Source organism: Bacillus cereus group sp. BfR-BA-01522 (genome assembly GCF_022662635.1).
Classification (GTDB): Bacteria; Bacillota; Bacilli; order Bacillales; family Bacillaceae_G; genus Bacillus_A; species Bacillus_A cytotoxicus.
Genome location: NZ_JAKUDY010000012.1, coordinates 13484 through 28901, shown reverse-complemented (window position 1 = coordinate 28901; position 15418 = coordinate 13484). Strand labels below are relative to the sequence as shown.

Sequence of the window (15418 nt, the reverse complement as noted above, 5' to 3'; positions counted from 1 at the left end):
GTGATAAGACATCAGCCTTATGATTATGCGCTATATACACCATTTCAAAATAAGTCCCGCATGTACAAGGCCACCGCCAAATCCATATAAAAGTAATGTATTACCAGTAGTGATTTTTCCGTCTTTCAACCCAATATCAAGTGCTAGTGGAATAGAAGCAGCAGAAGTATTTCCGCAATATTGTAGACTCATAAGCGTGTTATCAAGAGAAATACCTGTTCGTTCACAAATGGATTCGATCATTCTTAAATTCACGCTATGTGGAATGAACCAATCAATATCGGTTACATGTAAATGATTTTTCTGTAGTAATTTTTGTACACCTTGAGGAACAGTATTTACAGCCCATTTGTAGACGGCTCTTCCGTTTTGAACGAGATAAGGTGTGTCTTGTAATTGTGCTCCATTCATCGTTTTAGATAAAGCTGTTTGATATAAATGAATTCCCCCAGAACCATTAGATCCCATATAAGTTCCTAAAAAACTAGGATTATGTTCGTCATATTCTACAAGAGCTGCACCAGCGCCGTCCCCGAAAAGGATGCAAGTAGTACGATCGCTATAATCTGTAATTTTTGACAGTGTTTCAGCGCCAATTACGAGTATCTTTTTGTTAGTCCTTGAAGTAATAAGGCCATTGGCAACAATTAATCCATAAACAAAACCTGCGCATGCTGCACTTAAATCAATTGCTCCTGTATGAGGGATGTCAAAATGAGTCTGAACTTGACTTGCGGTATTGGGGAACATGTAATCTGGTGTAGCAGTCGCAACAATAATTAAATCGACATCATCAATTGAAACATGGAATCGATCGATTAAGTTTTGGACAGCTCGAATGCATAAAGTTGTAGAGAATTCATTAGAGGAAGCGATTCTTCGTTCATGCATACCAGTTCGCTGAACAATCCATTCATCTGTCGTTTCTACAAGGTTTGATATATCTTCATTTGACAATACTTTCTCAGGCACATAAGTCCCAACAGCTGTAATTCGCGCTTTTGAATACATAATGACACCTACCTTTATTACTAGGTTATAAAACTTAATATAAATTGTATTATAATTTTTATGTTAATTCAATCATTTGTGAAATTCTAATTATTATTAAAAGAAAAAACAATCTTATTTATCTCCAAAAATATGTAGTAATATTTGAATGTAGAGGTTTTTATTACATGTTATTAACTGTTTAGATAATAAAAAAATAGTGTGGAAATTCAAAACAATAACGCTAAATTTAGAATAATAAAAATTATTTCAAGTATCCTTATTTTTGTATTCAATATATAGCTTTGTTTTTCTTTCATTTACATTAAAGGGGATAGAAATGTCCATTGCATATGCAATTTGGTCAGAAATGGGAAGTGTTACAATTACAATCGTTGATTTCTTTTATTTGGGGGAAAATATCAATTTGATTAAGGGATTGGCGATTTTTTATTAAGGTATGAGCCATTACATTTTTCAAATAATGAAATTGCATTATTTGGCTTTGTTGCAATTAATCACTATTATTTCTTATCTTTATTCGTTTTGCCTATGACAAAAATAAAACTATGCAATAAGGCATAGGATGCTGTTCAATTATAGGGCCCGTTTCTTCAGTAAGCGCAGTTTAACATATACAATTATATATTGAGTGAACAAAAGGGGGAAAAGTAAAGTAATGCAAAATCTAGAAATAAAAGAGAGTAAACTACTTGATGAAGATATTGAAGAGATTTCTGAACTTTTGAAAACTTTAGTAGATGATGGAGCGTCAATAGGTTTTTTACCTCCACTGGAACAAGAAGAAGCGATAAAGTATTGGCAAACTGTTTTAGCACCGGAGGTAATATTGTTTATTGCCAAAATCAACAATAAAGTGGCGGGCAGTGTTCAATTGCATTTAATTACAAAGCCAAATTTAGTTCAATAACATAGCAAAAAGTGATCAAACTTTATTTTAAACCTACATTAAAATGACTCAAAAACTCTTAGCGTGGTTATTTTCCAAAATGCTGACGATACCTTATGTTCATCAACCTAAGATTTTTTCATTCCCCCATAACGAAAATTTTATGCATCGTTGACTACTGATAACGAGAATTATGTAAATGGAGCTGCCCATGTGGACAGCTTATTTACATAATTCTCGTTATAGGAATCATACCCGCGGAACCGCCTAGTTCAAGTGTTCATGAATAAATATTTATTTTATATTTTTAAGACATTAAAAGGGTCTAGCCTCTCGCTTCACTTACCCCAGCCAACCACCAAGTTATGTCGTGAAATTACTGGTAAATGGGCTTACATACTCTTTGACAGGTGTAGAAATCACCTCCTGTTATTTGCATGCAACGCGCAAAACAACTTGGTTCAGATGAATATCACATGATTGCAGGAGAATTTGAGGACATTTCTACCGGTCCTAATGGTTCTGAACCGGGTATTGGTATCGGAATCTCTGGTATAGTTGGACAAGTCTTTATGGTACATTGTTGTTTATAATAGCAAATCGGTCTATTTCCAAAATAAACACAGTCAAGTACTGGAAAACAGTTTATACAGTACATAGTTTTTTCTCTCTCTTTAATTCATATATTAATCTAAGTGTAAATTAAGGTTTTATAAGGTATTTTAAGAGTTTTACATAGTCATTCAAATTATAGATTATGAGTAATTTATCTAATGTGATTGGGTAGTTTTAAGTTTTTACTTGTCTAGGGGGAAAGTACTAAATAGACAAGATATTTATTAGATTTTTTAATTTAGATATTTATTTAAAAAAGTTAAATATTGATTGGTTAATCGCCCATACATAAATTGTAAATGGGCATATGTTTTATAGGAAATGGAGTGTATTGGAGGGATTTTTATGTTTTATGACCAATATAGTTATAATTTAAACTTTCGTGGTCCTGTTAACACTTTTTATGAACATATTAATGGGGCAGGTTCTTCTTTCACAATGAACTCAGGAGAATTTAAAGAAGTTTTGGAAGACTGGTGGAGTGATAGAATTTCTTCTGTGCTTGTTGCACCTCTTACTTTAGTGGTTTTATATCAACATAGAGGTTTCGGGGGGAGAGTTAGGTATCTTGTAAATACAGGGAATTCTCCTCAACTTTTTAATCTTGTAGAAGGTGGTTGGGGGGACAATACTTCATCAATTAAAACATATAGACTTTGTTATTAGGTGGAATATGGACATTTTAACATTTGTATTTTAGTTAGGTATTTTTTTTATTAATCCAAAGCATAGCTTTGGATTAATAAGGCATTCATCCAATTTTATATGGACAATTATCTAAAAACTTTACAGTTAAATATAATGTCATTGACTGCGAAGTTGTATCAATAATTAATATTAAGATGATTAATATAGCCTAGAAAAAGAGTATTGGAGAGATGTTTATGTATTATAATCCAAATAATTACAATCCAAATAACTATGATCCAAGTAATTACAATCCAAGTAATTACAATCCTGATTCTTATGAAAATATAGATGTTAGACAAAGTACAGTCGAATTCTTTGAACATATAAACGCAACTGGTTCGTCATTTAATGTAAATCTAGGAAATGATGTAGAATATGTCGGAGATGTGTGGAATGATAAAATTTCTTCTGTAAGATGCCCACCTAGATCTTTAGTAGCTTTGTATGAGCATAGAGGCTTCAAAGGTAGGATTATTTTACTAATAACTAGAGGTAACAATTCACGTGTGGTTAATCTTCATACGCATTTAGATTTTAATGATCAACTTTCATCGATTCGAACTTTTCGAATTTGCTAAAAGAGCTTCAGATTAACCCTCACTTAAATATGTCAAATAACTAGAATTATTAATTGTGGGATAGCTTAACATTAAAGATGTAATTTAGTTTTCTTTTAATTGTAAAGATTAATCTTGATGAATACTATATGTATGTAAGGTTAATATAACGTCCTATTATAGGTAGCGAATTTTTCATAGAATCCTTGTCAATACAAGGATTCTTATTTTTAGTGCGCCCAGCATGTGCATATTCTCTAGGGTTCAAGTCCCGAATTGTGAAGGCAGTAGTAACGATTAGCTTAAGACAAGGGTGTCCGTGGTGACGCGGAATCTGAAGGAAGTCGGCGGCAAATCTCCGGTCTGAGGAACACGAACTTCATATAAGGCTAGGTATCATTGGATGAGATTGCTAAACAAATCAAAGTCCTTACTGCCAAAGGTGATACAGAGTAAATGAAGCAGATAGGTGGAGAGGAAGAATATGTGCTTACCTGGGGAGGTCTGATTGATACGTCAAGTGAACTTGATAACCTTACTTATGAAAGTAAGCTGAACAATCGGAAGTTAGCAGAGGTCATAGTACCTATCTCGGCGAAAAGATAGGGAAGGACTGAACAATTAGGAAGAACATTACACTGGGCGTTCACTCTTTATGTAGAAGCAGACAATCCAAACGGACTTACTTGAGGGAGGAAATGGTGAATACATGGGGGACTACTTCAAGAGGGCTGAGTAAAGAGTGGCACAAACAGAAAGTAACGTTCACGAAGAAAGGAATATCAAAATGTTGATGAAACAACTATTGTCACGGGAAACCTTAATCATGGCTCTGAAAAGAGTCGAACAAAGGGAGTCATGGAATCGACAACATGCCCGTAACATTCCTACGAAGGCATGTGTACGAGAATTGGCAAATCATTCGCGAGCAAAATTGAGGAAGGAACATATATACCTTCTCCTGTCCGTCGTATCGAAATCCCGAAACCAAACGGAGGAGTAAGGGTATTAGGTATCCCAACCGTGACAGACCGCTTCATCCAACAAGCAATCTCTCAAATCTTAACTCCCATATTTGATCCTACGTTTTCACCAAATAGCTATGGCTTTCGCCCGAATAAAAGAGGACATGATGCCGTAAGGAAAGCGAGAACGTATATAAAGGAAGGGTACAAATAGGTAATAGACATGGATTTAGAGAAATTCTTTAACAAAGTAAACCATGATAAATTGATGGCAATTATCGCAAAGAAAGTGAAGGACAAATGAATACTTCGACTGACTCGAAGATACTTACAATCGGGTGTAATGATAAGTGGAGTAGTAAGAGACACTTACGAAGGAACACCACAAGGTGGACCGTTAAGCCCCCTATTATCGAATATCCTCTTGAATGAACGAGATAAAGAACTAGAAGCTAGAGGTCTCCGATTTGTAAGATATGCGGATGACTGTAATATTTACGTGAAATCAAGAAAAGCTGGAATCCGTGTGAAAGAATCGGTTACAACCTTCATTGAAAAGAAATTAAAGTTAAAGGTAAACCAAGAGAAGTCAGCAATTGACCGACCTTGGAAGAGAAATTTTCTTGGGTTTAGCTTCACGTTAGGGAAAGAAGTAAAGATTAGAATCTCCAACGAAAGTAAGAAACGAGTGAAGAAGAAAATTCGAGAACTTACAGCGAGGTCAAAATCTATATCAATGGAACAAAGAATGGAGAAACTCAATCAATATCTAATTGGATGGTGTGGATATTATGCATGAAGTGACACACCAACCATATTTCAAGAATTGGACAAATGGACTCGGAGAAGACTTCGGATGATTGTGTGGAAACAATGGAAGTTACCAAGAACAAGAAGGAAGAAGCTTCAATCTTTCGGTATTTCCAAACAGATAGCATACGAATGGGGGAACTCTAGAAAACAATATTGGAGAATCTCAAAAAGTCCAATTCTACAAAGAACCCTAGACAATTCGTATTGGGAAAGTCTAGGGCTCAGAAGTTTGAGTAATAGATATTCAATGATTCGTCAGACTTAATTGAACCGCCGTATACGGAACCGTACGTACGGTGGTGTGAGAGGTCGAGGGTTAATCACCCTCTCCTACTCGATTAGTCTTTATTTTCTGATTGGGAAATATTTTCAAAAATGGTGAATAATTTGCTGAAAAATAGTATAATTGTCGAAGGGAGAAGTGAAAAAAGGAAGGATTATGGTTTTTTGTTAAATTATAGGAAGGTTTTAAGTAGTTTAGTAGCAGCTGGAATTTTATTTTCTGGTTTCACAAGTGCTGAAGCTTCTTCAGAAGGAGTAAATAATTTAAGTAATCAAGATAAGGAATTGTTAGAAAAAGCTTGGAAAGTCTCAGAGGAAACAGCCTTTAAACAAGAAAAAGAAGTTTTATCACAAATGAAAAAAGATGGTTATTCAATTAAAAACTCTCCAATGTTAAATCAAGAAGTAGAGAGATTAAAAGAAGAAAATCCAGAAAAACATGAATATCTTTCAAATCTTACTAAATCAAATAAAATTAATAATAAAGGATTAAAACAACAATCTTCTATTGCCAATACGAGTCCTTATTATGGTGATGCTTTAGGGTCAGCTGGAGATATTTTATTCAAATACTTGGGGATTTCAGCATGGTCATACAGCTATTGTAGATTGGGATAGAAGTTATATGATTGATGCTACTCCTACATATGGTGTTAAGAGAAGACCAAATAAATGGAGAAACTATAAAACTGAAGTAGCTTTAATTGTAAATGGTGCTAAAGGTGGCCAAACTACAAATACTGTGGATTTTGCACTTAGTAAAGAAGGATCACCATACACAATATGGACAACTAAATGGTCTGAAAGTGAATATTATTGTTCTAAGTTAGTTTGGCAAGCATGGAAAAAACAAGGATTTGATTTAGATTCTAATATTGGTGGTACTCGTGTTACAGATAAAGTGTTGCTAAATCAGTTTGTTTTAGCCAGTAGAAATACATATGTCTAATAAAACTACTGCTTATTATAGTACTTCGAATTAAAAAGAAATCGTTTACATGTTTATAAAAGGATTGCTTAATTTCTAATTAAGTAGTTGTAAACGCCAGAATAAATTTTACAGTTTTCGCTAATATGAACTTTACATTTTTATCCACATTTGTCGCCCACTTTATTTGGAGAAGCAGGTATGATAGCCTTGTAGAATCAGCCATGGTTCTTTTATTACTAAGGCTTCAAGGCTGTTTATCATACCTGTAGAGGCTCCATATCAAGTGGGCTATGCGTAATCTAATGTGTAAAAGGAAACTTAGCAGAAATTGTAAAATTCTCCTTGGCGTTTACAGTTATATCTAAGTAATATAGGGGGTTTTTATGGGAATTATAGAAGTTAAAAATTTAGAGAAATCATTTACTATTGAAAGGAAAATGATAAATATCTTGAAAGGGATAAACCTTGAAATAAAGCAAGGTGAATTCTTATGTATAATGGGTGCAAGTGGATCAGGTAAAACTACATTATTACAATTATTGGGAGGAATAGATGTACCAACTGCAGGGGTAATTCACATAGGGGATACAGAAATTTCAATGCTAAATGAAAAGGAATTGGCGTTATTCCGAAGAAGAAAGATTGGGTTTATTTTTCAGCAATTCAATCTTATACCGATATTTAATGCAGAAGAAAATGTTGCGCTTCCATTATTATTAGATGGTGTTAAACAACAAAAAGCAAATGAACAAGCAAAGAAGCTTTTAAAAATTGTTGGCTTAGAAGGGAAAGAAAGAAATCTACCCTCCCAACTTTCTGGAGGTCAACAACAACGAGTTGCAATTGCTAGGGCTTTTGCAAATAATCCAGAAATTATATTAGCGGATGAACCGACTGGTGCTTTAGATTCGGAAAATAGTAAAAATATAATTACCGTACTTAGGGATGCTTGTGATGATTTAAATCAAACAGCTGTGGTAGTAACACATGATCCTTTTGTAGCAGCTCATGCAGATAGAGTAGTTTTCTTATTAGATGGTGCAATAATTCATGAATATAGAGAGACTAAAGAAAATATTCATGAAAAAGTTAAACGTATTCAAGAAATTATGAACAAATATTTTCAGTAGGATAGGAGGTTCTGTAAATGTGGACTTTTAAATATGCGTTAAAGTCAATAAAAGAAAATCATTTAAGAACAATACTCATTATCCTTGGTACGGCTTTAGGTGTAATGTTGGCCACCATGTTGTTACTTGGAAATAAATCTGTAGAAGAAACTGTAAAGCAGCAAGTTATTAATAACTATGGTGACTATAACTTTCAATTTGGTTATCTAAAGAATGATAAGTATTTGGATGATGAAGAAGTAAATAAAATAAAAAAACTTGTAAGTTTGAAAACTGTATCGAAGGTATTGATCCCATATGTAATACCTAATAACCCAGAAATCTCAAATCAGCCATCATATTGGGGAGTTGAGCAAAATTCACCTGAAATTCGTTCTTATAAGATTGTTCAAGGTAGGTACCCAGAAAAAGGAGCTGAAGTTGCACTTACAAAGTCTTATATAGAAAAAAACAACCTTAAACTAGGTGAAGAAATCAAAATGCCCTTCCCACCTTTTAATGAAAAAACAGTGAAAATAGTTGGAATTCTTAATCCACCTACAATGGCTGCAATGAAGCAAACTGCATTTTTTCCTATTAAATGGCTACAAGATGAATTAAATTTGAAAAAAAAATATAATTTAGTGCAAGTTAAAACAGTCAATGCTAGTGAAGAAAAATCTTTAGTTTCTGAAATCAAAAGTGTGCTGGGCGATGTGAAAATTGATCAGCGTGTATATGTAGAGAAAGCCTTTGATCGTTTAAATGTAATGAAACCTTTAATCTGGGGGTTAGGTGGTGTTGCATTATTTGTAGTAGCTCTTTTAGTCATGGGAAGCTTTTTCTTGTCTGTACGTGATCGATTTAAACAATGGGCTTTATTACGTGCTCTTGGTAGTGGATCTACACAAATCATTGGTGTAGTAATAATTGAATCGTTAATAATCGGAAGTATAGGTTCTTTAGTAGGAGTTTTATCTGGAACTTTATTTTACCGTTTGGCTGCTGGACTTATTAATAGATGGATAGGTGTGGGAAGTGTTGATAACGAAATTTTTATAATCCCATGGAATCTATTAATTTTGACTTTAATTTTGGGGATTATTATGTCTATAGTAGGATCAATTATTCCAGCGATGTCAATAAGAAAAGTTCCTCCTGTACAAGCTTTTAGACCTGGATTTCTTTCTGCCGAAGAAAAAGAGAAAAAAATAAGTATAATTAGCTTCTTTATAGCGATATTGGGTATTGCTATTGGAGTAAGTGCAAGTTTCACAGAGAAGTTTTTCAAAATAAATATTAGTCCTATAGGTACATTTTTATTTGTGGTAGGTTTATTATTTTCCATACCATTTATTATTCGAGTTATGGCACCTATAATCACGAAACCGTTCCAAATTTTCTTTCGTATAGAAACCTCTATAAGTAGCCGAAATGTAATTCGTAATCGACAAAAAGTAGCAATATCGGTTGCAATAATATCATTTGGATTTATGTTAGCCTTAGTAGGGAGTATGTATATGAATTCAATGAAGGAAGGTATGAAACAAGGGATAAAGGAAAGTATGCCTTCAGACTTAGTTATTCGTATTCCAATGTTAATGCGTGGGAATGAATATATTCCTTTTGAATGGTTAGAAAAAGTTAAGCAGATAGAAGGTGTGAAAGATGTTGTTGCTATAGCGACGGATACTCAATCTCAATTAGTTGATTACGATTTTAAAAAGTCTGATCCTGAATGGTATGACTATATGCGTAAACAAAATATTGATTTTAAAAATATAGAGGTTTCTGGGGTAGATCTGGTTGAATTTAGTAAGATTAAAAAAATAAAAGTAGTATCAGGGAAAAGTTTACAGGAACCTTTAAAAAATGGTGAGGGAATTATTTCAAAGAAAACAGCTGATTATTTAGGAATAAAATTGAATGATAAAATTAAAATCCAATCGCAAAATCATAAGCCACAATTTATTAAGATTACGTCAATATTAGAAAAAAATTTACAAATGAATACAAGGGCAGTATTAGTTAATGAAGAATGGGGAAAAAAGAATTTTCATATAAAAGGTTATGAATCTATAGAAATAATGATAGATCCTCATAAAAATATTAATAGTATAGAACAGAAGATTAATCGAGTTATAAAAAATGGAGCCAATATAGAACTTATTAATAGTACAGATTTATTAAGAGAGCAACAAACGTTGTTAAATCAAATGTTACTATTAATTCAGCTATTGGTTGGTATTATTTTTATAATTTCCGGGATTGGTTTGATGAATGCAATTATAGCAAGTATATACGAACGTCGTGCTGAAATTAGTATGATTCGAGCAGTTGGTGCAATTCCAGGACAAATGAAAAAAATTATTTGGTTAGAAGGGACTTTTTTAGGGCTAATAGCGAGTGTTATTGGGGTGCTAGGAGGAATAATATTTAGCTATATTGTCTTGCCTAGTTTGGATTTAAGTGTGATAGATATTCCTTATGTACAAATAGTATTTTTAGTCGTAATTAGTATATTATTGGGGACATGTGCAGGATTAATTGCTTCTTATCAACTTAAAAAATTTAAATTACAGGATACATTAAAGGAGCTATCCTCTTAATTTAAAAGTATAGTATACATTTATAATACAGTTTATTCAATTGGTATGATGATTGGGCCAATAGCTAGCAGTACTATAGCAGATGCATTTGGATTAACAATATCCTACATGACAATAGCCGCTATTGTTCTACTATACATGATATTTTTAACTACAACTTCGCGATCTCAATCTTGATATAATTGTATATGAGTTCTCTAGTGAATAAAAAATTTAATCTAATCTATTAAGCTTGTATATGCTAAACATTAATAGCCCAAAAAGTTTTGGATAAGTAATAATTTATGAGATTAAATAAATATAAAACTAAGATTCTAATCTTACAGAATGAATTAAGAGGAGAATGGGAAGGCCGTGCTTTTGAAGGTTTTGACCAACAGTTTAATCAATTAAAACCAAAAGTACAGAATTTCGCACAGTTATTACAAGACATTAATATGCAGCTTAATAAAACTGCAGAAGCTGTTGCTTCTCATGATGAAGAATTATCACGTAATTTTGGTTTGAAATAAAAAACGTTCTACTCTATATAACAAGAACTTAGAATGAGCCATACAACTTATATTGTATGGCTCATTTGATTGCGTGCTTAGTTTTTAGATTGGATAGGTATTTAAAAAAGGTGATATTGATAAGTAAAGTTCATTTATTTTATTGAAATTCCCTGAATATGTTTGGAGAAATTATAGGAAGGGTTTGAAAGAATGGGACAATTTCAAAGTAATTTACAAACAATAACTCAAATTGCTACGAAAATGAGATCAGCTTCTGACAGGATTCAAGGTGTAACAAGTCGTTCTATAACAAAGGCGACACGTACAACATTATCTGTTAATTTCAAAGCACAAGAAGCGAATCAACAAGTTTTAGATTTGACGAGACAATTTCTTGCTGCCTTTCAACAATCGATTAATAATATTCACTCGGTAGCTAACGAGTTTGAGAGAATAGATAATGAACTTCATAATACTGTTCGCTAATGTGACCATCTGATAAAAGTAAAAGGGTAGGTGGAAAAAGATGAGTCAAGATATTGAAAAACAAATTAATCAATTGAATCAAAAATTACAAAGTGTATTCGAAGAACAGGATCGAAATCAATTTGCAATTCAAACTCAGGAACATGTGGAACGAGATTTTTATGAATGGAAAAATAGAAGTAATCGTTTATTTAATCGAATTTTAGAAGCTTGGCATCGTGATAAAGAATTATCTTATTTTTTTATGAATATGCGTCAAGAAGCACAACACATTGAGCGAAAACTTACATTTGAATTGGAAAAACAAAAAGAAACATTGTTTAAAGAGAAACGAGATCTTAGGGATTTAGAAAATGATTTTTCTTATCAGAAACAAAAATTAGTAAAGGAGACCAATTCATGAGTTTAAATATGTATTTGGGAGAAGTACAAAACCAAACTCAAAGTATGAATGCTGTATGTACTGCTACCATTCAAGGTATGGAACAAGCGATCCAGTCGATTGACGCTTTTGCAATCGATACGGTTTTACAAGGACAAACATATAGTAGTGCAAAATCATTTTTTGTACAAACCTTTCGTCCTTTAGCGCAAGGTATTATTTAATTATGTGAAGAACTAATCCGCCAAAATAATACCTTTCCAAGTCAATTTCAATCAAAGGTAGCTTCAACTGATGTCATCGAACAAGAGTTACGAGAACAAATTCAAGAAATTGATCGAATGAAAGTAAATATGGAGGCCATGAGTCAAGCTATGCCAATCTCGGGTATGGAAGCTATGGCGAATCTTTTTATTGCTATGAGGCAAAAACTGCAAGAAAAGCTAGATCATCTATATGAATTTAATCAAACATCTAGCAATAACTATAGTACAGCAATTCAATTAGCAACTAGTATTGCGCAAGGCCTTGCGGAAGTTCAAAGTGGAAAAGGTTTTAATGCCGTTAGCGGCATATTTGATACGCAAGTGTTGAACATGGGATGCGCAATATCTATTCAAAAAATTACAGAAACGAAAACTCGTGAAGCTAATAAAATAGCACAGGCAGGAATTAAAAAAGATGATAAGGATAACATTAAATATTTTACAGGTGAAGCAGAATGGAAAGATGGAGATCGTGTTGGAGGAGTTTTAGAAGGTTCTGTGATTGATGGTAAGGAGCCTCTTGGTAATAACAGCGAGTGGAACATGAAAGCTTTATCTGGAAAAATAGATGTAAATGTACCTTTTTCTGTTGATGCTGCTAAAGATGATTTAGTGGCTGGAAATATTATTGGAGCAAAAATAGAGGGATCTGCTTTAGAAAACTCCTTTAAAATAACAAAAATAAAGGTTCCAATTACTACTTTTATTGGGCCCATTGGACCTATTAGGTTTACTCCGCAAGAGTTAACCCTTACTCAAAAGTTTGGCGAAGCAAACTTTACAACAGGTGTGGATCAATATACATTAAAAATTGCATCGGAACTTACTGCTAACAAATATGAAACAGAGTTAAATCTTTTTCATATCCCAGATTTCGTTCCATTTATAGGAGACTATGATGTAATAGCAAAAGGGGAATTAGGATTAGGTACATTCGGTTATAAAGTAAAGCTTGGAGCTGAAACCGGGGGATACTTTGGGGAAGAGTTTGGCCTTGGAGGATTTATCAAATTTGAAAAAACAAAGAAAGAGGAAAGCTGATATGCAAGCATTTAAAGTTGGAAAATTAGTCACATTCGTTGCAATTATAATACTTCTTGTAGTTGCTATTTTATCTCCTTACAGTGTATTTAAAAAGATTTATTTTATTATTGGGGTTCTTATTATTGGTGCAATTTCACTTGGTGCAAATAAGTTTTTTGAATTGGTACATAGTAAATTTAACAGGAAATGATATTACCTATGTGATAGGGGAATTCAAAATATGAATAAATTGTTAAGGATTATTCCCATTGTTGGGGTACTTATTCCCCTTGTAGTAATATGGAATTTACCTGAAGCTTCTTCAAAAGAAAAAATCCTTTTTACAGTCATTCAATTATCTATTGGATTTGCTTTTATAATTATTTTAGAATTTATATTCAGATATAAAAAGAAAAAGGAGAGCAAATAAATGAAACTATTACCTATTGGCTCAGTTGTTAAACTAGAAGGTGTAGAACCAATCATTATGATTATCGGAAGAATGGTTATTTCAGCAGATAAACGTGATTTTGACTATGTAGGTGTTCCTTATCCAGTTGGTTATTTAGGTGATGAAAAAGTATTATGCTTTAATTGCGATAAGATTGTAGAAGAATTACACAGAGGTTACATGACTGAAAATGAATTGATATTACGTGAGAAATTGTTGGAAATATAGTTTCTTTATTACAAATTGAATTAAATACAAAATGTATCTAGTACACTATCTTTCGCTTCTTTATTGATTCCGATATAAGTCAATGTGATTTGTGGTGTACTGTGATTAAGTATTTTTTGCAACATAGCAACATCTCCGGCTTTTTGCAATTGTCGATAAGCCTGGATCTTACTAATGGGTTTGTCTCCTTTTCGAGAAGGAAATAACCAGGTATTATCTAGAGTTTGAGCATAAGAGTATACTTCATCAAAAATGGAAGTAAGGTTAATCATGCGTTCTTTCTTTGTTTTTCCTTCTTTGATTTTGAATTCTTTTCTCTTTTTCCGTTTTAATTTTATTATGGTTTGTGTTTCGAGTTGGAGTAGATCACTCACGCGTAATGTTTAGTGCAAAATGTATACACCGAAAATTGTTGCAGATTGTTTAGGGGTGGCTCCCGATTTATTAAAAGTATGGTCAAATGAATTTAATATACAAACAGAGCGAAGTCAGGGAGGGCACCGCAGGTATTCTAAGAAAAATATAGAGGAATTAAAAGCAATTAAAGAAAAAATACAGGGACAAAAATGATCTTATGATTAAGTTCGATCATAGCGAAATGGAGAACTTGATTTATTTGTTTCAAAAGAAGAAAAGTCGGAATTAGAAAAGAAATTGGATAAAGTATTAGAAAATCAGGAATTGCAAAATCAATTCAATCAAGCACTCGTTCAAAACTACACGAAATTACGAATGAATTGGTTACCACAAAAGAGCATTTAGCTAATAAGGAGAAAAAGTTAACGGAAGTAGAAGGTAAAAACAGCGCATTAGAAATTTTTATAGAGGTTTCCCTAAAAATGTAAGGGTTTCCTTTTCTTTTTAGTTATATTATAATTATTTACAAATTATTACAAAATTTAAAATTATGAAGTTCTAAACGTATTATATGGATTTTTTGTTGTTTATTATATGAATTTACAAATTTAATTTTATTTTAATCTATCACTCCATAAAAGTAAAATATTGACTTTTATTGTAATATATGTTAATTTTATTTTTGTGCTAGTTAAAACTAGTAAAATATTTTATGAATGGAGAGATTTTATGTCACGTAAGGGGTTTTTAGGTAAGGGGATTTTATCTTTAGGATTATGTGGTGCTGTGTTAGTTTCACCTGCAACAAGTTTTGCAGCGGAGGAAAACACATCAACTGAACCACAAATGATTTATACTGAACATGGTTTTACAAATGTTGAATTTGGAACACAGCCTGTTCTTAATGGAGCTCAAAAAGCACAAACACAGCGTGCAAGTTTTGGGGCAGGTACATGTCTTAATGTAGATGGTGGAAAGTGGTGTAAAGGTCAAAAAATGGGTTGGAGATTAGATTTAGCTCAATTTTCTGATTATGAACATAGCTCTCGAGTACATAAAGCAACAGCTATGGCAAATGGGGAATATGATTATAGTGGATGGAAAAATCCAGGGAAACCAGCTAATGCTCTAACATCATATTATAAGGAATTGAATACTTATAGATCATATTATGATGTTCAATAGTTTATTTGTAATTTAATTAGATAGCAGATAAAGGGAGTAAAAAAGTCTTGGTTTATAATGTCTTTTTGCTCCCTT

Annotated in this window: 14 protein-coding genes and 7 pseudogenes; 19 read left to right on the top strand and 2 right to left on the bottom strand. The window is 32.7% G+C overall.

Going from position 1 to position 15418, the window contains the following annotated elements; translation table 11 throughout:
- Window positions 1-30 precede the first annotated feature (30 nt).
- Window positions 31-1011 carry a ketoacyl-ACP synthase III gene (locus MR059_RS16260; RefSeq protein WP_048723787.1) on the bottom strand — a complete coding sequence of 327 codons (981 nt, stop codon included), beginning with the start codon at window positions 1009-1011 and terminating at the stop codon, window positions 31-33.
- A gap of 246 nt (window positions 1012-1257) precedes the next feature.
- Here MR059_RS16260 and MR059_RS16255 point away from each other — a divergent pair.
- From MR059_RS16255 to MR059_RS16175, 17 genes and pseudogenes are all read left to right on the top strand, one after another.
- Window positions 1258-1444: pseudogene (locus MR059_RS16255) on the top strand (DMT family transporter); the annotation flags it as partial.
- Window positions 1445-1669: 225 nt separating this feature from the next.
- A pseudogene (locus MR059_RS16250) lies at window positions 1670-1909 on the top strand (GNAT family N-acetyltransferase); the annotation flags it as partial.
- 428 nt (window positions 1910-2337) lie between these two features.
- The gene (locus MR059_RS16245) at window positions 2338-2493 is read left to right on the top strand and encodes a hypothetical protein (protein ID WP_157671226.1); all 156 of its coding nucleotides are present in this window, start codon (window positions 2338-2340) and stop codon (window positions 2491-2493) included.
- Window positions 2494-2860: 367 nt separating this feature from the next.
- Window positions 2861-3181 carry a hypothetical protein gene (locus MR059_RS16240; protein ID WP_048723789.1) on the top strand — a complete coding sequence of 107 codons (321 nt, stop codon included), beginning with the start codon at window positions 2861-2863 and terminating at the stop codon, window positions 3179-3181.
- 218 nt (window positions 3182-3399) lie between these two features.
- A complete protein-coding gene (locus MR059_RS16235) occupies window positions 3400-3783 on the top strand; it encodes a beta/gamma crystallin domain-containing protein (RefSeq protein WP_041809842.1) in 384 nt (127 codons plus the stop codon).
- 766 nt (window positions 3784-4549) lie between these two features.
- Window positions 4550-5805, top strand: a pseudogene (ltrA, locus tag MR059_RS16230) (group II intron reverse transcriptase/maturase).
- A 110-nt stretch (window positions 5806-5915) separates the two neighbouring features.
- Window positions 5916-6440 (top strand): hypothetical protein, encoded by a 525-nt coding sequence (locus tag MR059_RS16225; protein ID WP_048723791.1) that lies wholly within the window; start codon window positions 5916-5918, stop codon window positions 6438-6440.
- A gap of 7 nt (window positions 6441-6447) precedes the next feature.
- Window positions 6448-6771: a YiiX/YebB-like N1pC/P60 family cysteine hydrolase gene (locus tag MR059_RS16220; protein ID WP_012094624.1), complete on the top strand. Its 324-nt coding sequence runs from the start codon at window positions 6448-6450 to the stop codon at window positions 6769-6771.
- Between the two features lie 365 nt (window positions 6772-7136).
- The gene (locus MR059_RS16215; RefSeq protein ID WP_012094623.1) at window positions 7137-7883 is read left to right on the top strand and encodes an ABC transporter ATP-binding protein; all 747 of its coding nucleotides are present in this window, start codon (window positions 7137-7139) and stop codon (window positions 7881-7883) included.
- Window positions 7884-7900: 17 nt separating this feature from the next.
- A complete protein-coding gene (locus MR059_RS16210; protein ID WP_242161903.1) occupies window positions 7901-10471 on the top strand; it encodes an FtsX-like permease family protein in 2571 nt (856 codons plus the stop codon).
- Window positions 10472-10791: 320 nt separating this feature from the next.
- A pseudogene (locus tag MR059_RS16205) lies at window positions 10792-10983 on the top strand (WXG100 family type VII secretion target); the annotation flags it as partial.
- A gap of 192 nt (window positions 10984-11175) precedes the next feature.
- Window positions 11176-11451: a TIGR04197 family type VII secretion effector gene (locus tag MR059_RS16200; RefSeq protein WP_242161902.1), complete on the top strand. Its 276-nt coding sequence runs from the start codon at window positions 11176-11178 to the stop codon at window positions 11449-11451.
- 40 nt (window positions 11452-11491) lie between these two features.
- Window positions 11492-11854 (top strand): DUF3958 family protein, encoded by a 363-nt coding sequence (locus tag MR059_RS16195; protein ID WP_242161901.1) that lies wholly within the window; start codon window positions 11492-11494, stop codon window positions 11852-11854.
- Window positions 11851-12472, top strand: a pseudogene (locus MR059_RS22030) (T7SS effector LXG polymorphic toxin); the annotation flags it as partial. The gene MR059_RS16195 and the pseudogene MR059_RS22030, both read left to right, overlap by 4 nt.
- Window positions 12473-13141: 669 nt before the next feature.
- The gene (locus MR059_RS16185; RefSeq protein WP_242161900.1) at window positions 13142-13333 is read left to right on the top strand and encodes a hypothetical protein; all 192 of its coding nucleotides are present in this window, start codon (window positions 13142-13144) and stop codon (window positions 13331-13333) included.
- A 30-nt stretch (window positions 13334-13363) separates the two neighbouring features.
- Window positions 13364-13552, top strand: a complete 189-nt coding sequence (locus MR059_RS16180) for a hypothetical protein (RefSeq protein ID WP_087098906.1) — start codon at window positions 13364-13366, stop codon at window positions 13550-13552.
- Window positions 13553-13801, top strand: a complete 249-nt coding sequence (locus tag MR059_RS16175; protein ID WP_000771612.1) for a DUF4176 domain-containing protein — start codon at window positions 13553-13555, stop codon at window positions 13799-13801. It begins immediately after the preceding gene.
- Window positions 13802-13821: 20 nt separating this feature from the next.
- Here the strand turns inward: MR059_RS16175 and MR059_RS16170 are convergent.
- A pseudogene (locus tag MR059_RS16170) lies at window positions 13822-14181 on the bottom strand (site-specific integrase); the annotation flags it as partial.
- Window positions 14182-14194: 13 nt separating this feature from the next.
- Between MR059_RS16170 and MR059_RS16165 the strand changes: the two are divergent.
- A pseudogene (locus tag MR059_RS16165) lies at window positions 14195-14640 on the top strand (MerR family transcriptional regulator); the annotation flags it as partial.
- Between the two features lie 247 nt (window positions 14641-14887).
- Window positions 14888-15343 carry a lactococcin 972 family bacteriocin gene (locus MR059_RS16160; RefSeq protein WP_242161899.1) on the top strand — a complete coding sequence of 152 codons (456 nt, stop codon included), beginning with the start codon at window positions 14888-14890 and terminating at the stop codon, window positions 15341-15343.
- The last annotated feature ends 75 nt before the right edge of the window (window positions 15344-15418 follow it).